This window comes from Streptomyces sp. IMTB 2501 (assembly GCF_001953885.1).
Classification (GTDB): Bacteria; Actinomycetota; Actinomycetes; order Streptomycetales; family Streptomycetaceae; genus Streptomyces.
This window is the reverse complement of record NZ_MQUS01000014.1, coordinates 237,351-259,219: the sequence shown is the minus strand read 5'-3', so window position 1 is coordinate 259,219 and position 21,869 is coordinate 237,351. Positions and strand designations below refer to the sequence as shown.

Sequence of the window (21,869 nt, the reverse complement as noted above, 5' to 3'; positions counted from 1 at the left end):
AACGGACACGCCACCAGCGAATCAACCTGACCAGGCACTACTAGAGGTCGTCCGGTGTGCCGAGGCCGGTGAGGGCGCCCACCGGGTCCAGGTCGGGGGTGCCGCGGGGCCACCAGTCGTCCTGGCCGGGCTCCGACTCGTAGGCGTACCACAGGCCGTCATGGCCGAGGCGGAGCTGGACGTGGCCGTGTGGGTGGGTGAGGCGGTTGCGCCAGGGGCGGAACGCCGGGAGGTCGGCGGCGAGCAGCAGCGGGCGGGCCCGGTCGAAGCGGCCGGCCGGCGGGTCCCATGTCTCCTCCAGGACGGCCAGTCCCGCGAGCCCGCCCTGGCGCCAGGCCGCGACGGCACGCGCGAGGTCGGCCGAGGTGCGGCCGACGGCCGTGGCGAGCGTGGCGTAGAGCGTGCGGGTGGTGGCCGTGAGGCCGGAACCGGGGCGGGCCGCGGCCAGCCGCACCGCGTCCTGCCACAGGGTCAGCTCGCCCACCGGGTCGTGTCCGGTCACGAGCAGCGCATGGGCGCGGGCGGCGGCGTCGGTCGCCAGCTGGTCCAGCGCGAACGGATCGGGGCCGCCGGGCGCCGCCGGATACGCCGGTGGCTGCTCGGGGTGCGGGGGCGTTGGCAACGGCATGGGCAGCGGCGGGAGTTGGCGTGGGGCGAGGGCGTCGGTGGCGCGTACGCCGGGCAGGGAGTCCGGCTGCCGGTCCTGGGCGGCGCGGGCCGCGCGGGCGGCACTGCGCCGGGACAACGCATCGACCAGGTCCTTCTCGCTACGTCCGCGCAGCAGGAGCAACACGAAAGGGTCGGCGTCGAGCAGCCGTGCCGTCTGGTAGCAGAGTGCGGCCGCGTGCTTGCAGGGATGACCGGAGTCGGGGCAACTGCAACGCGGGGCGAGGTCGCCGGGGCCGGGCAGCAGAGGGACCCCGCAGTCGGCCAGGGACTGGGGCAACTCCTTGTCGAGCAGCGCGGCGATGTGCCCCGGCCGGTCGGCGGCCGCGTCCAGGAAGCGCGCCCAGACCTCGTCCTCCAGCGTGCGGACCCGCACCTGCACCCGGTACGGGCGTGGCCGGCTCCCGCGCACGTACGCCAGCACGAGCCCCGGTGTCACGGTGATCGCGTCGACATGGCCCTGGTCGGCATAACCGCGGCCCCGTGCCACCCTCTTGGCGTCCAGCGCACCCTGCTCCAGCGCGTCCGCCCATGCGTTGCCCCACCAGGTGGCGGCGAACGCCGTGCCCTCGGCAGTGGCCTCTCTCGGTGCGAACGCCCGGAACGTACGCCTCAGTTCGGTGTCGCGGTGAGGGGCGGCCATGGTGGCGGGCAGGTGCGGGGACGCCGGGATGGGCGCGGGGGCCGGGTGGTCCGGTCCGATGCGGTCGGCGGAGTCACTGGTGGTCTCCGGGGGCTGTGTCCACTTCTCCTCCGGGGTGTCGGACTCCGGGGTGTCGGACCCCGTCGGCATCCGGAAGGCGTTGGCCAGGTAGTACCGCATGTCCCGGGCGGCCTTGACCCGGGCGCCCCGGGAGTCTGCCCCAGGAGCGGGTGACGTGCGCGGCCCAGGGGCGGGGGACGCGTGCGGCGCGGCAGTGGGTGACGCCTGCGGCGCTGGGGCGGCGGAACTCCCGCTCGCGCGCGGGCCGCGCCCGGTACGGGGGTCGGCCGTCCGCTTGCCGCGCGCGGCAGCCTCCGCCGCCTCGGCCTCGGCCTGCAGCGCCTCCCGCCGGGCCGCACGCAGCGCTTCCCGGGCCAGGTCGGCGGGACGCCCGCCCTGCGTGGCGGCCGGGCGGTCCGGGCCAGCCGGTGGCATGGGGTGTTCGTCCTCGGCCGCGGCGGTCACGCCGGGCGGTGCGGTCGCGGCTGCGGCTGCGGCTGCGGCTGACGGTGCGGTGACGGCAGCCCTGAGTGCCGCCCGTGCCGCGTCGGCGGGCCTCGGCCCGGTGCCGGCCGGGTGTTCCGCCGTGGGCTCGGCGGGCTCGGCGGGGTCCGCCGGCGCGTCGGCCGGTGCGACGGGTGACTCTTCCTCAGTCTTCTCCGGTGTCTGCGGGCTTGAATCGGCCTGTGCCAAGGGTGCCGCTTCCCCAGTCCCCTCCGGTGCCTGTGCGCGCTCGGTTCCAGCCCGTTCCCGTGCGGCCCGCAAGGCGCGGCGGGCCGCGTCGGCGGGGCGTGGTGCGGTGGCTGTCGTGGGGTGCTCCGGCGGGAGACTCATGGCGTCCTCCGGTTGGGGAGTCATGGTGTCCTCCGGAGCGAGACGAGGTCGGACAGCTCGCGGTCGGTCAGTTCGGTGAGGGCTGCCTCGCCGGAGCCGAGGATGGCGTCCGCGAGGGCGCGCTTGGCCGCCAGCATCTCGGCGATGCGGTCCTCGACCGTGCCCTCCGTGACCAGGCGGTGGACCTGGACGGGCTGGGTCTGGCCGATGCGGTACGCGCGGTCCGTGGCCTGCTCCTCGACAGCCGGGTTCCACCAGCGGTCGAAGTGGACGACGTGGCCCGCGCGGGTGAGGTTCAGGCCGGTGCCGGCGGCCTTCAGGGAGAGCACCAGGACCGGGGTCTCGCCGCTCTGGAAGCGGTCAACCATGCGCTCGCGCTCCGGGACCGGGGTGCCGCCGTGCAGCAGCTCGGCCGGGATCGCGCGGGCGGAGAGGTGGGCGCTGATGAGGCGGGCCATGCCGACGTACTGGGTGAAGACGAGCGCCGAGCCGTCCTCGGCCAGCAGGGTGTCCAACAGCTCGTCCAGCAGGGCGAGTTTCCCTGAGCGGTGGACGAGGCGGCGGGTGTCGGTCTCCTCCTTCAGGTACAGCGCCGGGTGGTCACAGATCTGCTTCAGGGCGCCGAGCAGCTTCAGGACCAGGCCCCGGCGGGCGATGCCCTCGGCGGTCTCGATGGCCAGCATCGACTCGCGCACCACCGCCTCGTACAGCGCGGCCTGTTCCCGGGTGAGCGGGACCGGGTGGTCCGTCTCGGTCTTGGGCGGCAGTTCGGGCACGATGCCGGGGTCGGACTTCTTGCGGCGCAGGAGGAAGGGGCGGACCAGGCGGGCCAGCCGGTCGACGGCTTCCCCGTTCTCATCCCCGCCGTTCTCCACGGCGCGGGCGTGGCGGGCGCGGAAGGACTTGAGGGGACCGAGGAGTCCGGGGGTGGTCCAGTCGAGCAGGGCCCACAGTTCGGAGAGATTGTTCTCGACCGGGGTGCCGGTGAGCGCCACGCGCGCGGGTGCCGGGATTGTGCGAAGGGCCTTGGCCGTGGCGGAGTACGGGTTCTTCACATGCTGGGCCTCGTCGGCGACGACCATGCCCCAGGGCTGCTCGGCCAGGCGGGCCGCGGTGGAGCGCATGGTGCCGTACGTGGTGAGGACGAAACCGCCGTCGAGGCCGTCCAGGGTGCGATCGGGGCCGTGGAAGCGGCGCACCGGCACACCGGGCGCGAAGCGGGTGATCTCCCGCTGCCAGTTGCCGAGCAGGGAGGCCGGGCAGACCACGAGGGTCGGCTCGGTGCGGGCGCGCTTCAGGTGCAGGGCGATGAGGGTGACGGTCTTGCCGAGGCCCATGTCGTCGGCGAGGCAGCCGCCGAGACCCAGGGAGGTCATGAGGTCCAGCCAGGCGAGACCGCGCAGTTGGTAGTCGCGGAGGGTGGCGGCCAACCCCTCGGGCGGGTCGGCCGGGTGCAGGCCTGCCGTGAGGCGGTCGCGCAGGGCGGCCAGCGCGCCCACGGGGACGGCTTCGACGGTCTCGCCGTCGACGTCGGCGGTGCCGATGAGTGCGACGGACAGCGCGTCGACCGGGTCGAGCAGGCCCAGTTCGCGCTTGCGGGCCTTGCGGACGAGGGCCGGGTCGACCAGCACCCAGCTGTCCCGGAGTCGTACGACCGGACGGTGGGCCTCGGCGAGGGCGTCCATCTCGGCCTCGCTGAGCGGCTCTCCGCCGAGCGCCAGCTGCCAGCGGAACTGGAGCAGGTCCTCGCTCTCGAAGAAGCCCGTGCCGTCGGTCGCCGAGCCGGGGGCCGGGCGGACCACCGCGGCGGCCGTCAGATCGCGGGCGAGGTCACGGGGCCAGTGCACGGCGACCCCGGCGGCGGCCAGCCGTGCGGCGCCGACGCCGAGCAGCTCGCCCAGCTCCTCCTCGGACAGGGCGAGAACGTCCGGCGCCTCCTGCTCGGCGAGCCGGTCCAGGGGCGGCCAGACGCGGGCCGCGCGCCGCACGGCGAGGGCGGCGTCCACACGCGCGCGGGGCCCGAACGCCGTGCCGGCCTCCCCGGCCCACAGGGCCGCCGCGTCGGCCACCAGGGTGGGGTCGGCGAGGCTGTGCACTTGAACGATGGCCGCTCCCGCGGCGCGGGCGCCGTCGCGCACGCCAGGGTCGAAGACGTCGTACGCGGACAGGTCCAGGCGCAGAGAGATCCGTACGCCCGCGTCCATGCCGGCGGCGACCTCGGCCGCCCATTCGTGGGCCTGCGGCAGGGCCACGGGCTCCCGGGCGGCGAAGGGCCGGCCGGAGGTGTGCGGGGCGGCCGGGGTGCGGGGCAGGGTGTCGGCGACCGCGTCCAGGAAGGAGCGGACCAGGGACTCCGGCTCGGGCAGCCGGAGCGGGCCGGGGTCCGGGAGCGGAACGGCGTGGCCCTCCGGGGGCAGGGCCGCGGCCACCGCGCGCAGGTGCGCGATGTCGTCGGGCTCCAGCGGGCCGGCCCGCCAGGCGTCCTGCCCTGCCGGGGTGAGGCCCGGCAGCAGTCGGCCGCGGGCGACCAGCCGCAGCGCGTGCAGCGCGGCGGCGCCCCAGCAGGCCGTGGCCGGATGGGCGGCCGGGTCGCGGCGGGCCCGGACCAGCAGCGGCAGGGCCTCGTCGAGCGGCAGGGTCAGCGCGGGCACCCGGCGGCGGCGCACGCCGGTTCCGTGACGTCGTACGACCGTCAGCTCGGTTGTGCCGCCCTCGGTGCCCGTCCGGGCGGGCAGGGTGCCGCCGTCGGGGTCCCAGAAGGCGATGCGGCCCTCGCGCGGGAGGGGCGCGGGGAGATAGACGGACGCGAGGCGCACCGGAATGGGGGGTCCGGCCTTGCCGGTATCTCCCGTGTGCTCGGCCACTGGCGCCGTGCCGCCGCTCATACGTCCTGCCACCTCCCGCCCATGTGTCGGATCAGCCGTCGTCGGATCAGCCGTCTTCGACTCTACGGGCGGGGTCTGACAACGGGCCCCGGAGACCGGCCGGGGCCGGTGTTCACGGCACCGTGCGGGAGACGACGTAGACCATCGGGTTGTCCGGGTCGGACAGGTTCACGACGACGTCCTGGGTGGGCGCCGGGTTCTTCTGCGCGTGGGTGAGTCCCCACCAGGGGCCGGGGCCGGTGAAGTGCCAGCCGCTGACCTTCCGGTCGCGGGCGCCGATGGTGATGTCGTCCTTCTTGAGCTGGTCCCGGCGGGTGCCCATGATCTCCAGGAAGCTGTCCAGACCCGCGGGGTTGGTGCTGAACTGCATATAGAGACGGCTGGTCTTCCAGTTGTTCGTCTCGTAGTAGGCGACGTGGTCGGCGGGGTGCGGGACGGTCACCTGGTAGAGGCGGCGCTGTACCTTCGACGGCCAGCCCGCGCTGAGGCCGGTCGCCGAGTACTTCGCCTCCTTGTCCTTGCCGCTGTTGCGGCTCTGGTTGGCGGAGATCACCAGGTAGCCGGCCGGGACGCCGATCAGCAGGCCGATGATCAGCAGGGTGAGCGCGCGGCGTCTGGCCTTGTGCCGGCCGTCTTCGGCGGGGCGGCGCGGCTCGTCCGGCGGGCCGCCCTGGTGGGGCAGCGCCGGGGTCATGCGCTGTCCCGGTCGCGGCGGGCCTGGGTGTACCGCTCGTAGCGCTCGTACCGCTCCACCCGGCGGCGCTTGGCGCGGCGGAACCGGCGGGCGACCAGCCGGGCCAGGTCGGCGGCGCCCACCATGCCGGCCTCGGGACCGAGCTGGGCACGGGTGATGCGGGCCTCGGGGCGGTAGCCGCGGCCGGTGAGATGGCGCTTGAAGGCGTCCCGGGCCGGGCCGATGAGCAGGTCGTCGGCGGCCGAGACCCCGCCGCCGATGACGAAGCAGGACGGGTCGAGGGCGGCGGCGAGGTTGGCGATTCCGACGCCGAGCCACTGGCCGATGTCCTGGAGCAGCTCGATGCACATGGCGTCGCCCTCGCGGGCCAGCTCGGTGATCATCGGGCCGGTGATGTCGGCGATGTTGCCCTTGACGTGCTCGATGATGCCGTAGGCGACGGGCGAGTCGGCGGCGGCCAGCTCCTTGGCCTCGCGGACGAGGGCGTTGCCGGAGCTGTACTGCTCCCAGCAGCCGCGGTTGCCGCACGGGCAGCGGTGCCCGCCGGGCACGACCTGCATATGGCCGAACTCGCCGGCGACGCCGTACTTGCCGCGCTTGACCTGGCCGTCCTCCAGGATGGCGCCGCCGATGCCGGTGCCGAGCGTGATCATGACGAGGTGGTCCTCGCCACGCCCCGCGCCGAAGCGCCACTCCGCCCAGGCGGCGGTGTTGGCGTCGTTGTCCACCAGGACCGGCACGGAGAGGCGACCGCTCAGGCGGTCGCGCAGCGGTTCGTTGCGCCAGGACAGATGGGGTGCGAACAGGACGCGGTTGCGGTCGGCGTCGACCCAGCCTGCCGCGCCGATGCCGACCGCGTGCACGTCGTGCCGGTCGGACAGGTCCAGGACCAGTTCGACGATGGTGTCCTCGACGACCTTGGGGCTCTTGGACTTGTCCGGGGTCTCGGCGCGGAGCTTCTCCAGGATGTTGCCGTCGGCGTCCACGACGCCCGCCATGACCTTGGTGCCGCCGATGTCGATGCCGACCGTTGGCACACGGGGTGCGGTCAGGTGGGAGCGGCGCTCGCGCGTGCCGACGGTTCGCAGGACCGGGGCTCGGCGGGAGCCGATGGGGGCGGTGAGGTCGCGGTAGGTGCTCATCGTTCGTCGATTCTGCCTCACCGTGGGTATGGGTGCCGTACGGGGAAGGGGGAGGGGGTGGGGCGAGTATTGCCGTCCGCGGGTGCGCTGTGGTTGCTCGCGCCCCGCGGCGGAGCCGCGCATCGGCACAGCCCCGCTCCCCTTCAGGTCCGCTGCAGTTCGTGGACCAGAGCGTCGAGGTCGGATCCCCCGGCCATCTGCTTCGTCAGCTCGTCCAGCGATATTTCGTCCCGGATGTAATTGCCCACCATCGTGCCCCGCCTCAGAAGCACGAAGCGGTCGCCCACCAGGTACGCATGGTGCGGGTTGTGGGTGATCAAGACGACACCCAGGCCCTCGTCGCGTGCCGCGGCCACATATTTGAGGACCACACCGGACTGCTTCACACCCAGTGCCGCCGTCGGCTCGTCGAGGACGAGGACCTTCGCGCCGAAGTGGACGGCGCGGGCGATGGCCACGCACTGGCGTTCACCGCCGGAGAGGGTACCGATGGGCTGATCCACGTCGCGCAGGTCGATGCCCATGCGCAGCAGTGCCTCGCGGGTGGTGCGGCGCATGAGGTCGGTGTCCAGGCGCTTGAAGGGGCCGACGCCCTTGCGGGGCTCGGAGCCCAGGAAGAAGTTGCGCCAGACCGGCATCAGCGGGACGACGGCCAGGTCCTGGTAGACCGTGGCGATGCCCCGGTCCAGGGCCTCGCGCGGGGAGGCGAGGCGGGTCTCCTCGCCCTCGATGCGCAGGGTGCCGGCGTCGTGCCGGTGCAGGCCCGCGATCATCTTGATCAGGGTCGACTTGCCGGCGCCGTTGTCGCCGAGTACGCAGGTGATCTCACCCGCGTGGACCTCCAGGGAGACACCCTCCAGGGCGCGGACGTTGCCGTACTGCTTGCCGGCGTCGGTCAGTTCGACCAGCGGCGTGCGCTCGGCGGTCTCGGTCTCGGTCACGTCATCGGTCACATGGTCGGTCATGTCGTCGCCTCCGCGCGCTTCTTGACCCAGGCGTTGAGCAGGGTCGCGAGGAGCAGCATCGCTCCGAGGAAGAACTTGAACCAGTCGGGGTTCCACTCGGCGAAGACGATGCCCTTGCTGGTCATGCCGAAGAGGAGGGCACCCACGGCGGAGCCGATCGCGCTGCCGTAGCCGCCGGTGATCAGACAGCCGCCGATGACGGCCGCGATGATGTAGATCAGCTCGTTGCCGACGCCCTCGCCCGACTGGACGGCGTCGAACGAGAAGAGCAGGTGCTCGCCCGAGATCCAGGCGCCGAAGGCCACGCCCATGTAGAGGCCGATCTTTGTCTTGGCGACGGGGACGCCGACGGCGCGGGCCGCGTCCTGGTTACCGCCGACGGCGAAGATCCAGTTGCCGGCGCGGGTGCGCAGCAGGATCCAGGAGGCGAGGGCGACCAGGCCCAGCCACCACAGGATCGTGACCTTGAAGTCGACGCCGCCGATCGTGAGGGTCGAGGCGAAGAGGGCGTGGGCGGAGGGGAAGCCCTCCATGTCTGCGATGGTCTTCGTCGACACCGTGCCGTCGATCAGCTTGGTGAAGCCGAGGTTCACGCCGGTCAGCATGAGGAACGTGCCGAGCGTGACGATGAAGCTGGGCAGCTTGGTGCGGGTGAGCATGAAGCCGTTGAAGGCGCCCACGGCCAGCGTCACGAGGAGGGACACTCCTACGCCGACCCAGGTGTTCGCCGTCATCTGGTAGCTGAACATCGAGGAGATCAGCGCCGAGGACGTCACGAGGACACCGGCCGACAGGTCGAACTCGCCGCCGATCATCAGCAGGGCCACGGGTACGGCCATGATGCCGATGGTCGAGGAGGCGTACAGGACCGTGCTGAGGCTGGCGACGTTGAGGAAGCCGTCGGCGGCGAAGGCGAAGAAGACGAAGACGGCGAGGGCGCCGACGACCGAGCCCAGTTCGGGGCGGGAGAGGAGCTTCTTCAGCGGAGAGGTCTGCAGAATCCTTTCATCGCCCGACATTCCGTCGCCCGACATTCCGTCGGCCGATCTCTCATCGGCCGTCCTGTCGACCGTCGCGCTCATCGGGTGCCCCGCTCGGTGTAGGCGGCCAGCGCGGCGGCCTGGTCCTTGGTGACGATCTGCGGGCCGGTCAGAACCGGCTGGCCGCCGCCGAGGACGTCGCCGTTGTACTTGTAGGCCCACAGCAGGTCGACCGCCTCGTAGCCCTGGAGGTACGGCTGCTGGTCCACGGCGAAGCCGAGGGTGCCGTTCTTCAGCTCGGCGGCGACCTGGGCGTTGAGGTCGAAGGTGTCGATCTCGGCCTTGCTGCCCGCGTCGTTCTTCGCCTTCACGGCGGTATCGGCGTAAGGGGCGCCCAGGGTGACTACGGCGTCGAGGGAGCTGTCGGCCTGGAGCTTGGCCTCGATCGCGGACTGGACGTCGGGCATGTTGGTGCCGTTGACGTAGAGCTTCTGCAGGGTGCCGTGGAAGGTCTTGGCGACGCCGTCGCAGCGCTGCTCGTGGCCCACGTTGCCCTGCTCGTGCAGCACGCACAGGGCCTTCTTCCTGCCGCGCTTGTTCAGCTCGTCGCCGACGGCCTCACCGGCGACGGTCTCGTCCTGGCCGATGTGGGTGAGGGCGCCGAAGGCCTTGGACTCGGCGGAGCCGGAGTTCACCGTGATGACCGGGATGCCGGCCTTCTCGGCGCGGGCCACGGCGGCCTTCATGGCGTCCGGCTTGGCGAGGGTGACGATGATGCCGTCGACCTTCTTGTCCACGGCCGCGTCCACGAGCTGCGCCTGCTGCTGGGCCTGGTCGTCGTGCGAGTACAGGAAGTTGATGTTGTCCTTGACAGCGGCCTGCTTGGCGCCGTTCTGCACGATGTCCCAGAAGGTGTCGCCGTCTCCCGAGTGGGTGATCATCGCGAAGGTCCAGCGCGGGGTGTTCACCGCCGCCCTCCCCTGGGCCGCGGCGGCCTTGCGGGCGTCCTCGGCCCGCTTGCCTCCGGTGCTGCTGCACGCCGACAAGGACAGCGAAACTGCCCCTGCCAGCGCGATGACTGCCCAGGTCCGAAACCGTGCCACGAGGCGGTGCCCCTTCTCGCTGTGTTCTTGCTGTGTTCCGACGGACGAGAGGGCTGCCGATCACCTCGGCAGCCCCAAACGCTCCAGTATCGAACACGGGGAACACTCATGACACAGTCGGGGGTGCCGCCGCCCGTCCGGTTGTCCGGACATTGCGACGTAGCCGGCCACTGTCGGTCAGGGCCGGACGAGCAACTGGAACTCGAAGGAGTAGCGCGTCGGACGGTAGATGTGGTCGCCGAACTCGACCGCGCGGCCGGTGTCGTCGAAGGTGGTGCGCTGCATGGTGAGCAGCGGGGCGCCCTCGGCCTCGGCGAGCCGCTCGGCCTCGGCGGCCGTGGCCGCGCGGGCGCCGATGGACTGGCGGGCGCTGTGCAGGGTGATGCCGGCGGAGCGCATCAGCCGGTACAGGCCGGTGGCCTCCAGCTGCTCGGTGTCCAGGTCGAGCAGGCCCGCCGGAAGGTGGTTGATCAGGTACGCCATCGGCTCGCCGTGGGCGAGGCGGAGCCGCTCGACGCGGCGCACATCGCTGCCCTCGGGGACGCCGAGCGCGGCAGCGACGGCGGCGCCGGCCGGCAGCACGTCGTTGACCAGCACCTTGGTCGCGGGGCGCTGGCCGGCCGCCTCCAGGTCGTCGTAGAGGCTGCTCAGCTCCAGCGGGCGCTTGACCTGGCTGTGCACCACCTGCGTACCGACGCCGCGGCGGCGCACGAGGAGCCCCTTGTCGACGAGGGACTGGATGGCCTGGCGGACGGTCGGCCGGGACAGGCCGAGCCGCGCGGCCAGCTCGATCTCGTTGCCGAGCAGGCTGCCCGGGGTGAGGCTGCCGTGCTCGATGGCGGCCTCCAGCTGCTGGGAGAGCTGGAAGTACAGCGGCACCGGGGAGCTACGGTCCACACGGAGGTCGAGCGAGACGGTCGGGTCCACATCTGGTTTCGGCACGGGCTTGAGCGTAGCCCCGTGATCGGTTGACGGGAAGTTGTGTAGTCCGATTGTCCGGACATGCACATTGACAGCGTGCGGGCTCCGCCCTCACTTTGTTTCCATGCGCATCGGGGTCATCGGTACGGGCCGCATCGGCACCCTTCACGCGAGAACGCTCAGCCGCCACCGTGATGTCGGATCGCTGATCCTGACGGACGCGGATCCGGCGCGGGCGCAGGGGCTGGCGCACCGGCTGGGCGAGACGGCGGCGCCGGGGGTGGACGAGATCTTCACGTGGGGCGTGGACGCGGTGGTGATCACCACGGCGACACCGGCCCATGCGGAGCTGATCGGGCGGGCGGCACGCTCGGGTCTGCCGGTCTTCTGCGAGAAGCCGATCGCGCTCGATCTGCCGGGCACGCTCGCCGCGCTCGCCGAGGTGGAGACGGCGGGAACGGTCCTGCAGATGGGGTTCCAGCGACGCTTCGACGCGGGATACGCGGGCGCCCGCGAGGCCGTGCGCGCGGGGCGGCTCGGGCGGCTGCACACCGTACGCGCCATGACGTGCGACCAGTCCCCTCCCCCGGCCGTGTGGCTGGCGCTGTCCGGCGGGCTGTTCCGGGACACGCTGATCCACGACTTCGACGTGCTGCGGTGGGTGACGGGGCGTGAGGTGGCCGACGTGTACGCCGCCGGGTCGGACGGCGGGCCCGCGATGTTCCGTGCGGCCGGCGACGTCGGCACGGGTGCGGCACTGCTCACCCTGGACGACGGCACGCTCGCCACGGCCACGGCGACGCGGCTGAACGGGGCCGGGTACGACGTGCGCATGGAGCTGGCCGGGGAGCAGGACACGGTCGTGGTGGGCCTGGACGACCGTACGCCGCTCGCGTCCACCGAGCCAACGGGGCCGCCGCCCGCGGACAAGCCGTGGACGGGCTTCCTGGAGCGGTTCGGGCCCGCGTACGAGGCCGAACTGAACGCCTTCGTGGACGTGGTGCTGGGCGAGCGTCCCAACCCGTGCGACGGCCACGAGGCCCTGCAGGCCCTGCGGGTGGCCGAGGCCTGCGAGGTCTCCCGACGGGAGCGGCGCCCGGTGGCCCTGGCCGAGATCCCCGACCGGGTGCGGGCGTCCTAGACCGGTCCCGGCACAGCTGTCGCACGGCGGGCGGCCCGGTACGACGATGGTGCGGCGGGCCGTCGGCGCCGTCAGTCCGGGCCGGCCGGGGGTTGAGGCCCGACGGCCCGCAGCTACGTGGGCGCGACAGCCCAGCCAGGGTCCGCCCCAGAGGGCTACCAGCGGACCGGAAGGGTGCGTACGCCTCTCATCAGGAGGCCGGGGAGCCAGTCGGTGGGGTGGCTGTCGAGGGTGAGGGCGGGGGCTCGGCGCAGGAGGGTGGCTATGGCCGTGCGGCCCTCCAGGCGGGCCAGGGGGGCGCCCAGGCAGAAGTGGATGCCGTGGCCGAAGGCGAGGTGGCCGCGGGGGTCGCGGTGGATGTCGAAGCGGTCCGGTTCGGCGTAGCGGGCGGCGTCCCGCTGGGCCGCGGTGAGGCCGACCATCACGTGGTCGCCCTGCTTGATGGGGACGCCTGCGATCTCCATCGGCTCGGCGGCATAGCGGAACGTGGCGGTCTCCACCGGGCCTTCGTACCGCAACATCTCCTCGATCGCGCCGTCCAGCAGGCCCATGTCGGCGCGCAGGGCGGCGAGTTGGCCGGGGTGGGTGAGAAGGGCCAGGACGCCGTTGCCGATGAGGTTGACCGTGGTCTCATGGCCCGCGATCAGCAGCAGGAAGGCCATGCCGCGCAGTTCCTCCGGCGAGAGCCGGTCGCCGTCCTCGGCGGTGGTGCGGATCAGGTCGCTGAGCAGGTCGTCGGCCGGACCGGAGCGCCGCTTTTCCTCGATCAGCTCCGTCAGATACTCGGCGAGGCGGACCATGGCGTCGTACTCGGTCTGCGAGTTGGTCGGTGCGACCACCTCCGTCGACATGCCGCGGAACTCGTCGCGGTCGATCTCGGGGACGCCGAGCAGTTCACAGATGACGGTGATGGGCAGCGGGTAGGCGAGGGCGCCGATGAGGTCGGCCCGGCCGGCCGGCAGCATCTCGTCCAGCAGATCGTCGGTGATCTGCTGGATGCGCGGGCGCAGCCGCTCCACCCGGCGCATCGTGAACGCGCGGGCGACGAGGCCGCGCAGGCGGGTGTGCTGCGGTGGGTCGACGGTGAGCAGGTTCGGGCCGATCAGGTCCTCGTCGAGAAACCGCACATCGATCTTGCTGCCGTCCTTGGCCAGGCGGGGGTCGGCGAGTGCGGCGCGGGCCTCCTCGTATCCGACGACGAGCCAGCTCGCGTAGCCCTCCTCGGCGCCCGGGGGCCGGACGAGGTGCACCGGGCCCTGCTCGCGCAGCCGGGCGTACACCGCGTGCGGATCGCGGCGCAGTTCGTCGCCGTACTCCCCCAGATCGATCCGTTCCATGACCATCCCGTCCTCCCGTGGCGGCCCCCGAGGCCAGGACTCAGCACCCCATGCACCGACAACGTCCCGAGCACGCGATCAGTGCCCGTCGCCTTCGAGGAGTCCGGCGTCGTACGCCAGCAGAGCGATCTGTACCCGGTTGTCCAGGTCGAGCTTGGCGAGGATGCGGGAGACGTGGGTCTTGACGGTGGCCACGCTCATGAACAGGTCCGCGGCGATCGCGGCGTTGGCCAGGCCGCGGCCGACGGCGACGGCGACCTCGCGCTCGCGGTCGTTGAGGACGGCGAGCCGGTCACGCGCGCGTGCCTGGCGTGCGTCGGCGGCGCTGCCGGCCGCGTGCCGCATCAACTGCCGGGTGACGGCGGGCGACAGCACGGGGTCGCCGGCCGCGACCCGGCGTACGGCGTCGACGATCTCGGCGGGCGGGGTGTCCTTCAGCACGAATCCGGCGGCGCCCGCGCGCAGGGCGTGCAGCACCTGCTCGTCGGCGTGGAAGGTGGTGAGCACAACGACCTGCGGGGCGTCGGCCCGTGCACGCAGCCGCTCGGTCGCGGTGAGCCCGTCCACCGACGGCATACGGATGTCCATGAGGACGACGTCGGGCCGGGTCTGCACGACGAGTTCCTCGGCCTGGGCGCCGTCCGCGGCCTCCCCGACGATCTCGATGTCCTCGGCCCCGCCGATCATCAGGGCCAGTCCGGCCCGGACCAGCGGGTCGTCGTCGACGAGGAGGAGTCTGATCGGCGTCATGAGCCTTACGTAATCATGGTGCGGGCGGCGCGTGGGGGGTGTATCGGCGTACGGGCGCCGTCGTCAGGGCGTCGGTCCGGTCTGTCCCCAGGGCAGCCAGGCCCGGACCGCGAACCCGCCGTCGACGGTGCTGCCGTGCTCCAGGCGGCCGCCGGTGAGGGTCGCGCGTTCGGTGAGGCCGATCAGGCCCTGGCCGGAGCCGGGGACGAGCGTGGGCTCGGCGGTGGGCGGCGGGTTGGTGACCGTGAGGGTGAGGCCGTCGCCGGGGGTGCCGGTGAGGCTCAGGGTGACCTCGGCGCCGGGGGCGTGTTTACGGGCGTTGGTCAGTGCCTCCTGGGCGATGCGGTAGGCCGTGCGGCCGACGGAGGCGGGGACCGCGGCCGGATCGGCGACGCGGTGGTCCAGCGCGACCTTCATGCCGGCCTCGCGGCACTCGCCGACGAGGGCGTCCAGGGCGGCCAGGGTCGGCTGGCGCCGCTCGCCGGCCGTGTCCTCGGACTCCCCGGCCCGCAGCACGCCGATGATCTCCCGCAGATCCTGCAGTGCCTCGTGCGCGCTCTCCCGGATCACCCCTGCGGCCCGGACGATCTCCTCGCGGGGCGCGTCCGGCCGGAATTCCAGGGCGCCCGCGTGCACGCTGAGCAGGGTGAGCCGGTGGGCGAGGACGTCGTGCATCTCGCGGGCGATGGCCTCCCGGGCGAGCCGTTGCGCCTGCTCGGCACGCAGCCGGGCCTCGCTCTCCGCCCGGCGGGCCCGCTCGCGCAGGCTCAGCATCAGCAGCCGCTTGGAGCGTACGAACATGCCCCAGCCGATGACGGAGACGGCGAGCAGCACGGCGAACACGACCGATCCCGCGTAGGGCAGGTCGTTGTCCGGGCGCAGCCAGTAGTAGAGGGGTACGAGGGCGAGGTTCACCCCGCCGATCCAGGCGACATAGCGGAAGGGCCGGTGCACGGCCAGGGTGAACAGGGCGACCAGGCTCGCGCCGCCCGCGGTGGAGGAGACCAGGCCGACGGCGACCATCGCGGCCGCGAGAGCGACCGGCCAGCGGCGGCGCACCCAGACGGTGCCGCAGGACAGGCCGCCGAGCACCACATCGAGGACGACGATGCCTTCGGGCACGTCCGGGTGCTCGAACAGAACGGCGGCGGTCGCGAGGTACAGCAGGACGGCCAGCAGGAAGCAGCAGGTGTCGACGACCCAGTCCCGAGCGGTGCGCCGGGGCGGCCGGCCGTCGGGGCCGGAGTCGGGGTCGAGCCCGTGGAGCAGGGCCGAGGGCAGCATCCACCGGCGGGCTCCTGCCTCGCTCGCCATGGTGTGGCCCAGCCCGTTCTCGTTCACGGTCGACCAATTTACGCAGGGCGCGGGGCGCCGGCCGCATCCTGCGCGGGATCGGCTACCAAAGTCGCGGCCGCATGGACTTTGGGCATCCGCGGAAGCAGGAACTCTGGCGCGTCGCGGAAGCATGGATTCCGGCGGCGCTCCGTCCCACCAGGCCCGGCGTGCCGGAACACCAGGCCGGCGTGCGTCCCCGCAGACTCGTTCCGCCACCCTCGGCCGGCCGCGTTCCCGGCGGTCCTCCGGCCCCGCACGGCACCCGGGGACGTCGAACCACGCGTCATGCACAGCGGCATCGCCCGGCGCCGGCTCGGCACGGTCCGGCTGACCGCCCGTATCGGGGCGACCGGTGGCGGCGAGTTCCTAGGCTCCTGCGGGATCCGGTACGTCGCTCATCCGCCCGTCGCACCGTCCCTGGTCGACCGCACCGGCCCCGGGGACGTCGTCGTCGCTCCCCCGTCCAGGCCGCACCGCCGCCAACTGCGCACGGGCTTCTCGAATTCCGTGCTCCTGGGCCATCCGCACGACCGTCTGCCGGGCATGGTGCCGCTCGGGGCCGCGACCCGGGCCGTACGCGCCTCGGCATCGGGCCATGCGCGGCCCGCCGTTCGCGGCTCCTGGTGACCGGCGCCCAGAACGGCGCCGAGGCCTTCGTCACGACGGTGGCCTTCGAGTCGCCGACCGTCGCACTCCTCGGGGCATCCGTAGCGCACGACAGCGGGCCGCCGGGACGGATTCCCGGCGACCCATCGTGACATGGAGCTCCTGCCCTGCCCGCGGCCACTGGCGTGGGGGGTCAGCCGCGGGGCGGGGCCTGTGTCTCACACGTGTCGCGCTGTTCCCTGTGATCCTGCCGACCGGTTCAGCAGCTGAAGTCGATCAGGTTGAACGTGGCGTAATGGTCGGAGGTGTAGTAGTCCTCCTGGCTCTGCTCACCGGTGACGATGCGTCGGGCACCGCGGGTGGGAGAGCCGGGGGTGATCACCGTGTACTCGTGGTAGTACCCGGACGACTGGCTGGGCAGGACGCCTTCCTTGTTCGTGAAGACGGTGCCGTCCTGGGAGTACGGGTAGGGGCCGCCCTTGGCGATCAGGTCCAGGGTGTCGTGGGCCTGCGACGGCAGGGAGTTGTAGCAGATGCTGCCGACCGAGTCGGCCGCGGCGTCCGCCGTGGTGGCGGAGACGGTGCCGCCCACGAGGAGGGCGGACAGGAGCGCGGCTGCGGCGCCGATACGAGTTGCGCGTGGGGGGAATCTCATGCACCCATGATGACGCGCGTAGACGTTGGCATGTCAACGACAAGGTTGAAGATTTTTCCTTCATGTCAGTTGAGTTTTCAGGGAGTTAACCTGCCGGGCCGCGCCCCCACGCGGCCCCCACAAGCATCGGAACAGCGACACTCTGCGGTCAGGGGACGCGGGCGGCTCAGGCGTCCTCGGGGAGTTCGTACGAGCCGTACTCGGGGTCGCCTGCCAGGTCGTAGGTCTGGATGGAGACACCCGCGCCCGTGACGCGGCCGCCGGTGTGCCGGAAGCCGGTGGGGACCGTGCCCTCGGTGAACAGGCGGTGGCCGGTGCCGAGGACGACCGGGAAGGTCAGCAGGTGCAGGGTGTCCAGGAGCCGGAGGTCGATCAGGGAGCGGACCAGGGCGCCGCTGCCGTGGACCTGGAGTTCGCCGTCCGTGCGCTCCTTCAGGGCCTGCACCTCCTTGGCGAGGTCGCCGCCGATCACGGTGGTACCGGACCACTGCGGGTCCTGGAGAGTGGAGGAGACGACGTACTTCGGGCGTGCGTTGAGCCGGGCGGCGATCAGGTCGGCCGGGTCGGTCACCTTCGGCCAGTGGGCGGCGAAGATGTCGTACGTACGGCGGCCGAGCAGGAAGGCGCCGACGCGGTCGAAGACCTCGGTGACGAAGCGGCCGAAGTCCTCGTCGCCGTACACAAAGCTCCAGCCGCCGTGGGTGAAGCCGCCCCTGGTGTCCTCCTGGGGGCCGCCGGGCGCCTGGTACACGCCGTCGAGGGTGACGAAGATGGTGGAGACGAGCTTGCCCATGGCGGGTGCCTACTTCCGGGTGCGGGGTCTGCGGTCATCGGTGCAGACCCCGCGGGCACCCGGAACTCATCGGTTCATCTGGGTCCATTCATGAATACCCCCCGGCTTCAGCCCGGGCGTGTCCGACGGGTCCGTGACCTGGCAGCGTCGGCGTCGTTCGGGCTCTTGTGGGCGGGGTGATCCGTCAGACGCGAAGTGGCTCGGCCGGAGCCATACCTTCCGAAGAACATGGGTCGGGGCGGGCGTTGGAAGAGTCGTCGCAGGGTGTTCAACGGTGTTCTCTTCCGGCAGCGAACCGGTATTCCGTGGCGGGACCTGCCGACGCGGTTCGGGAAGTGGAAGACGGTGCGTGACCGCCACCGCGGGTGGTCGGCGGACGGCACCTGGGACCGGATTGTGCGGGCCGTCCAGGCTGACGCCGACGCGGAGGGCCGGGTCGACTGGTCCATGGCCAGTGTGGATTCGACCTCCTGCCGGGCCCATCAGCACTCCGCAGGTGCCCGCATCCGCGCAGCACGTCTCCCCAGACGTCGGGGCCGGCCGGCTCATCGTCGCGAGGACGAGGCACCGGGACGGCCCCGGGGTGGCCTGACCACCAATTCATCTGGCCGGTGAGGGCGATCGGCGTCCGCTCGCGTTGTCATCACGCCAGGGCAGTGGGGCGATGCTCCACAGTTGATCCCTGTCTTGGACCGGATCCGTGTACCGCGTCAAGGCGGAGGACACCCGCGCACCCGGCCCGACCATCCGGACGGCGACAGGCGTACAGCTCCCGGCGGAACCGACGCTGCCTGCGACGCCGCCAGATCAAGCACACCATCCCCGAACGCCGGGACCAGCGGGCCAACCGACAGCGACGCGGCAGCGTCGACGGCCGGCCCACCGGATTCGACAGCGCCAGGTACAGGCGCCGCGACGAAGTCGAGCGAACGATCAACGCCCTCAAGGGCTTCCGGGCCGTAGCCACAGGGCAGCGGCGTCAGGTCGTCCGGTGACGTCACCGGACCGTCCGCGCGCATCACCGCGGCGGTCGCGACGACGAACGCGATCCCGCCACCAGCGAGACCATGATCCGCTGGGCCGCCATCGGCCTCACGAACCGGCGCCGCCCGGGGTGAGGATCTCCATGAGATGCGCGTCGGGGTCGCGGAAGTAGGTGCCCCTGCGGCCTTTGGTGCACTTACTGTGATAGATCTGCCCAATCTCTTGGCATGCGGGATCGCCGTAGTGGGTGATTCCGCCGTGCTGGATGCGGGCGAGGGCGGCGTCGAACTCCTGCTCGCCGACCATGAACGCGTAGTGGTGTGGCTCGAAGTCGTCCAGCTGGTCGTAGTCCAGGCTGACCTGGTTGGCCAGCGTGACCGGCGTGAAGTGCGCCAGCTGCGGATCGACACTCAGGCCGAGGATTTCGGCCAGGAACTGCGCCGAGGCTTGCGGGTCACGGGCGGGGACGATGGTGTGATTCAGTTCCACGGTCATAGTGACTCCTCTTCAGGGACGGGACTCCGCGTAGTGGGGGTGCTCGGCGCCCTTGGCGACCCGCCATGGTGCGTGGATGTGTGACTGCAGGGGGGAGGGCAGGGCTTCTCCGGCTGCCCTCCCCTGCTACGGCTGCCGTGTCATACGTCGATCTGCTCGAAGATGTGCGGGTACGACACGACGTCGTCGGGGGACTCGGCCACCATGCGCTGGAACTCCGGGCTGGCGAACGCCGTGGCGAGCGCCTCGGTCGACTCCCAGACCGCGACGTTCATCAGGAGTTGGCTGTCCGCCGTTCCCTTGTGCATCTGCAGGGAGACGAATCCCGGCTGAGCCTTCATGAATTCGGCCTGCCTGTGAAAAAGGGCCAGGAACGATTCGGTCCTCTCCTTCGGGACGACGAAGGTGTTGGCCAGGACGATGGGCCCGGTCTTCTCCTTGAACTGCGCGAACAACGGTGTATTCGGGTCGAGACTCTGCAGCTTGGCCATCTTCGGTACTTCCTCTCGCTATCGGTCAGTGGGTGTCGCCGGCGCCCGAGTCCTGGGGATACCAGCGGAGTTCGAGGGTGTTGGTGTCCGGGTCCTGGATGCAGACGGAGGTCGCGGTGCCGCACTTCGGGCGCACGGCCGGGCGGCTGCGGCTGACAGCCGGGCGGGTGAGCCCGCGGGCTCATGCAAGGGCGGCGACCAGTGAGGCGAAGGCGGCGATGAGGACGGCGACGCGGACGTAGTGGAGGCGCTCCCAGCGGTTCAGCTGCTGCTTCCAGTCGGCGGGCCGGTTGTCAGGGGTCCACGTCTTGTTCCGGTTGTTGATCGGAACGAGCAGCAGAAGCGACATGACCACACTGAGGATCAGCAGCGCGCCGGCGGTGACGAGGAGGCTGGTGCCGTGGTGGTGCCGTCCGGCGACGGCCCAGACCGCAACGAGGACGAGCGAGCCGATGTACCAGACCGGCATCACGGCGCCGAGCATCCGGCCCCCGTGGGCGTGGCCGAGCTGGCCGGCGTCGCCCGGGAGTGCGTTGAGGATCCGGTTCATGACGAAGGCGACGGAGAACTCCACCCCCACCATCACACCGACGATCACGGTGGTGACGACCTCAAGTGCGCTGAGCATGATGACCCCTCCTGGGATCTAGCGTCGCTAGATGATGAATCAACGCTAGCCCTGCTGCCGCTCGCTTGTCTAGCGATGCTAGGATCGAATCATGTCGGTACAGGAACGCAAGGCACGCGAACGGGCGGAGCGCGAGCGCCTCATCGTGGCGACGGCCCGCGAACTCGCCGAGGAGCAGGGCTGGGACGCGGTCACCACCCGTCGGCTCGCCGAGCGCATCGAATACAGCCAGCCCGTCCTCTACAGCCACTTCCGCGGCAAGCGCGAGATCATCGGCGCCGTCGCCCTCCAGGGCGCCACCGAGATGGCCGCGGCGGTGCGGGCCGCGACCGCCGCCGCGGACGGCCCGCGCGCCCGGGTGTACGCCCTCGCCCGCGCCTACCTCGACTTCGCCGCACGCAACCCGGCGGTCTACGACGCCCTCTTCCAGCTCGACGGCGGCCTGGCGTACGCGCAGGAGGACACCCCGGAACCTCTCAAGGACGCCTTCGCCGCGCTGCTGGAGTGCCTCGGCGAGGTCGCCGGGGACGGCGTTGCCCCGGGGCTGTTCACCGAGGTGTTCTGGGCGTCCCTGCACGGGGTGGCGACCCTGACCCGGTCGGGACGGCTGCCGCCGGAATACACCGAGCCGAGGGTGGAACTGCTGGTGGACCGGCTCGCCATGCTCTGACGCACCGCCCTTGCGGGCACACAGCCGGGGCCCTCGGGCCCCGCCGCTGCCTGTCTGCGGCATCGCTTCCGGTCACGCGCGCCCATATGGCGCAGCCGCAGATCGCCGGGCCCCGTACCCCAGACGGGCACCAGCCCCGGAAGCTGCGACGCTCATTGATCACGACCCGATACGCGCCCCAGGGGATTCAGAGCTGTGGTGACTCCTGCGAACAGAAAGTCGACACCGTTCTCCGCACACAGTCGTGGCCCCGGCGGCGCACCGATCCGACAGATCACCTCGCCCCACGCCGGCCGGAACGACGCCAGCGCGGCTCGCTCACGCGACCCGTCGGACACGCCGCGTCGGACACGCCGTAGGGAGGAAACGCGCTCCTGCGGAGCAGGGCAGGACGCGGGGTTTCACCTTCAGGGCGAAAGTCAGTGCTCTGACCAGCAGACTTGAGCTTCACGAACAACATGGCGCTTGCGGTCCGCAGGGCGGCGTGGGCGCTGCGTCAGGAGCGGATCAACTACGACGCGACGTCGGCGATGCTGACAGCGTTCACGAACTTCTTTGGGAAGCGGGCGAAGTACCCGCGGTTCAAGTCGAAGAAGAAGTCGCGCCGGTCGGCCGAGTAACCGGAAGGAGCGCGGCCGTCCACAGTGACGGCTTCGCAGGACAGCGGGGGCCGATGGTTCGTCTCCCTCCTGGTCGAAGACCCCACCGCGTCCGGCTGGCCAGAGCCCAGCGGAGACTCGCCCGCAAGACCAGGGGCAGCAGCAACCGGGCCAAAGCCGACAAGGAGTGGCGCGCATTCATGCCCGCATGGCGGACCGGCGCCGCGACACCCTCCACAAGATCACTACCTGGCTCGTTCGTGAGAACCAAACGTTCGTGATCGAGGATCTGACCGTCCGGAACATGCTCAAGAACCGCAAGCTTGCCCGCGCCATCTCTGACGCCGCCTTGGCCGACTTCCGGAGTCTGCTGGAGTACAAAGCCCACTGGTACGGCCGCACCCTGATCGCCGTCGACCGCTGGTTCCCCAGTTCCAAACTCTGCTCGAAAGGAGTACTCCTGGCGGGCAGTCGGCGACGAAGCAGGAAACC

19 protein-coding genes and 2 pseudogenes are annotated in these 21,869 nt (G+C 71.7%); 5 read left to right on the top strand and 16 right to left on the bottom strand.

The features are described 5' to 3' along the window. Nucleotides 1–40: 40 nt before the first annotated feature. From AV521_RS51060 to AV521_RS24765, 8 genes are all read right to left on the bottom strand, one after another. Complete coding sequence (locus tag AV521_RS51060) at nucleotides 41–2,203, bottom strand: SWIM zinc finger family protein (RefSeq protein WP_256725672.1); 2,163 nt, start codon at nucleotides 2,201–2,203, stop codon at nucleotides 41–43. A gap of 20 nt (nucleotides 2,204–2,223) precedes the next feature. Continuing rightward, entirely contained in the window at nucleotides 2,224–5,088 is a 2,865-nt protein-coding gene (locus AV521_RS24795) for a DEAD/DEAH box helicase (RefSeq protein ID WP_076090810.1), read from the bottom strand. Between the two features lie 112 nt (nucleotides 5,089–5,200). Beyond that, nucleotides 5,201–5,782 carry a sugar kinase gene (locus AV521_RS24790; RefSeq protein WP_076090809.1) on the bottom strand — a complete coding sequence of 194 codons (582 nt, stop codon included), beginning with the start codon at nucleotides 5,780–5,782 and terminating at the stop codon, nucleotides 5,201–5,203. Beyond that, nucleotides 5,779–6,924, bottom strand: a complete 1,146-nt coding sequence (locus AV521_RS24785; RefSeq protein WP_076090808.1) for an ROK family glucokinase — start codon at nucleotides 6,922–6,924, stop codon at nucleotides 5,779–5,781. Before AV521_RS24785 ends, AV521_RS24790 begins: the two co-directional genes overlap by 4 nt. 143 nt (nucleotides 6,925–7,067) lie before the next feature. Beyond that, nucleotides 7,068–7,889, bottom strand: coding sequence for an ATP-binding cassette domain-containing protein (locus AV521_RS24780; protein ID WP_076090807.1), 822 nt, complete (start codon nucleotides 7,887–7,889; stop codon nucleotides 7,068–7,070). Continuing rightward, nucleotides 7,886–8,908, bottom strand: a complete 1,023-nt coding sequence (locus tag AV521_RS24775) for an ABC transporter permease (RefSeq protein WP_371917058.1) — start codon at nucleotides 8,906–8,908, stop codon at nucleotides 7,886–7,888. Before AV521_RS24775 ends, AV521_RS24780 begins: the two co-directional genes overlap by 4 nt. Before the next feature lie 59 nt (nucleotides 8,909–8,967). Beyond that, complete coding sequence (locus AV521_RS24770; protein WP_076090805.1) at nucleotides 8,968–9,972, bottom strand: sugar ABC transporter substrate-binding protein; 1,005 nt, start codon at nucleotides 9,970–9,972, stop codon at nucleotides 8,968–8,970. 177 nt (nucleotides 9,973–10,149) lie between these two features. Beyond that, a complete protein-coding gene (locus AV521_RS24765; protein WP_076090804.1) occupies nucleotides 10,150–10,899 on the bottom strand; it encodes a GntR family transcriptional regulator in 750 nt (249 codons plus the stop codon). 118 nt (nucleotides 10,900–11,017) lie between these two features. Between AV521_RS24765 and AV521_RS24760 the strand changes: the two genes are divergently transcribed. Continuing rightward, nucleotides 11,018–12,034: a Gfo/Idh/MocA family oxidoreductase gene (locus AV521_RS24760; protein ID WP_076090803.1), complete on the top strand. Its 1,017-nt coding sequence runs from the start codon at nucleotides 11,018–11,020 to the stop codon at nucleotides 12,032–12,034. A gap of 155 nt (nucleotides 12,035–12,189) precedes the next feature. Here AV521_RS24760 and AV521_RS24755 read toward each other — a convergent pair whose 3' ends face one another. From AV521_RS24755 to AV521_RS24745, 3 genes are all read right to left on the bottom strand, one after another. Continuing rightward, on the bottom strand, nucleotides 12,190–13,371 hold the full coding sequence (locus AV521_RS24755) for a cytochrome P450 (protein ID WP_076090837.1): 1,182 nt from the start codon (nucleotides 13,369–13,371) through the stop codon (nucleotides 12,190–12,192). 78 nt (nucleotides 13,372–13,449) lie between these two features. Beyond that, on the bottom strand, nucleotides 13,450–14,121 hold the full coding sequence (locus AV521_RS24750) for a response regulator transcription factor (RefSeq protein ID WP_076090802.1): 672 nt from the start codon (nucleotides 14,119–14,121) through the stop codon (nucleotides 13,450–13,452). 63 nt (nucleotides 14,122–14,184) lie between these two features. After that, nucleotides 14,185–15,435 (bottom strand): sensor histidine kinase, encoded by a 1,251-nt coding sequence (locus tag AV521_RS24745; protein ID WP_076090836.1) that lies wholly within the window; start codon nucleotides 15,433–15,435, stop codon nucleotides 14,185–14,187. Between the two features lie 306 nt (nucleotides 15,436–15,741). Here AV521_RS24745 and AV521_RS24740 point away from each other — a divergent pair, with 306 nt between their 5' ends. Continuing rightward, nucleotides 15,742–16,083, top strand: a complete 342-nt coding sequence (locus tag AV521_RS24740) for a hypothetical protein (RefSeq protein WP_076090801.1) — start codon at nucleotides 15,742–15,744, stop codon at nucleotides 16,081–16,083. 238 nt (nucleotides 16,084–16,321) lie between these two features. Here AV521_RS24740 and AV521_RS24735 read toward each other — a convergent pair whose 3' ends face one another. Both AV521_RS24735 and AV521_RS24730 read right to left on the bottom strand, forming a co-directional pair. Next, nucleotides 16,322–16,717 (bottom strand): ribonuclease domain-containing protein, encoded by a 396-nt coding sequence (locus AV521_RS24735; RefSeq protein WP_076090800.1) that lies wholly within the window; start codon nucleotides 16,715–16,717, stop codon nucleotides 16,322–16,324. A gap of 166 nt (nucleotides 16,718–16,883) precedes the next feature. Beyond that, the gene (locus tag AV521_RS24730) at nucleotides 16,884–17,510 is read right to left on the bottom strand and encodes a dihydrofolate reductase family protein (RefSeq protein WP_076090799.1); all 627 of its coding nucleotides are present in this window, start codon (nucleotides 17,508–17,510) and stop codon (nucleotides 16,884–16,886) included. A 133-nt stretch (nucleotides 17,511–17,643) separates the two neighbouring features. Here AV521_RS24730 and AV521_RS46715 point away from each other — a divergent pair. Further along, nucleotides 17,644–18,478 (top strand): annotated as a pseudogene (locus tag AV521_RS46715) (IS5 family transposase); the annotation flags it as partial. A gap of 124 nt (nucleotides 18,479–18,602) precedes the next feature. Here AV521_RS46715 and AV521_RS24715 read toward each other — a convergent pair. The 3 genes from AV521_RS24715 to AV521_RS24705 form a co-directional block, all read right to left on the bottom strand. Continuing rightward, on the bottom strand, nucleotides 18,603–18,989 hold the full coding sequence (locus AV521_RS24715) for a VOC family protein (RefSeq protein ID WP_076090797.1): 387 nt from the start codon (nucleotides 18,987–18,989) through the stop codon (nucleotides 18,603–18,605). Between the two features lie 140 nt (nucleotides 18,990–19,129). Further along, on the bottom strand, nucleotides 19,130–19,480 hold the full coding sequence (locus AV521_RS24710) for an antibiotic biosynthesis monooxygenase (RefSeq protein WP_076090796.1): 351 nt from the start codon (nucleotides 19,478–19,480) through the stop codon (nucleotides 19,130–19,132). Nucleotides 19,481–19,661: 181 nt separating this feature from the next. Then, complete coding sequence (locus AV521_RS24705; protein ID WP_076090795.1) at nucleotides 19,662–20,108, bottom strand: DUF1772 domain-containing protein; 447 nt, start codon at nucleotides 20,106–20,108, stop codon at nucleotides 19,662–19,664. A 91-nt stretch (nucleotides 20,109–20,199) separates the two neighbouring features. On the opposite strand from AV521_RS24705, the gene AV521_RS24700 reads away from it, so the two are divergent. Beyond that, complete coding sequence (locus AV521_RS24700; RefSeq protein ID WP_076090794.1) at nucleotides 20,200–20,778, top strand: TetR/AcrR family transcriptional regulator; 579 nt, start codon at nucleotides 20,200–20,202, stop codon at nucleotides 20,776–20,778. 455 nt (nucleotides 20,779–21,233) lie between these two features. Further along, nucleotides 21,234–21,822, top strand: a pseudogene (locus tag AV521_RS46710) (RNA-guided endonuclease TnpB family protein); the annotation flags it as partial. Nucleotides 21,823–21,869: the final 47 nt, after the last annotated feature.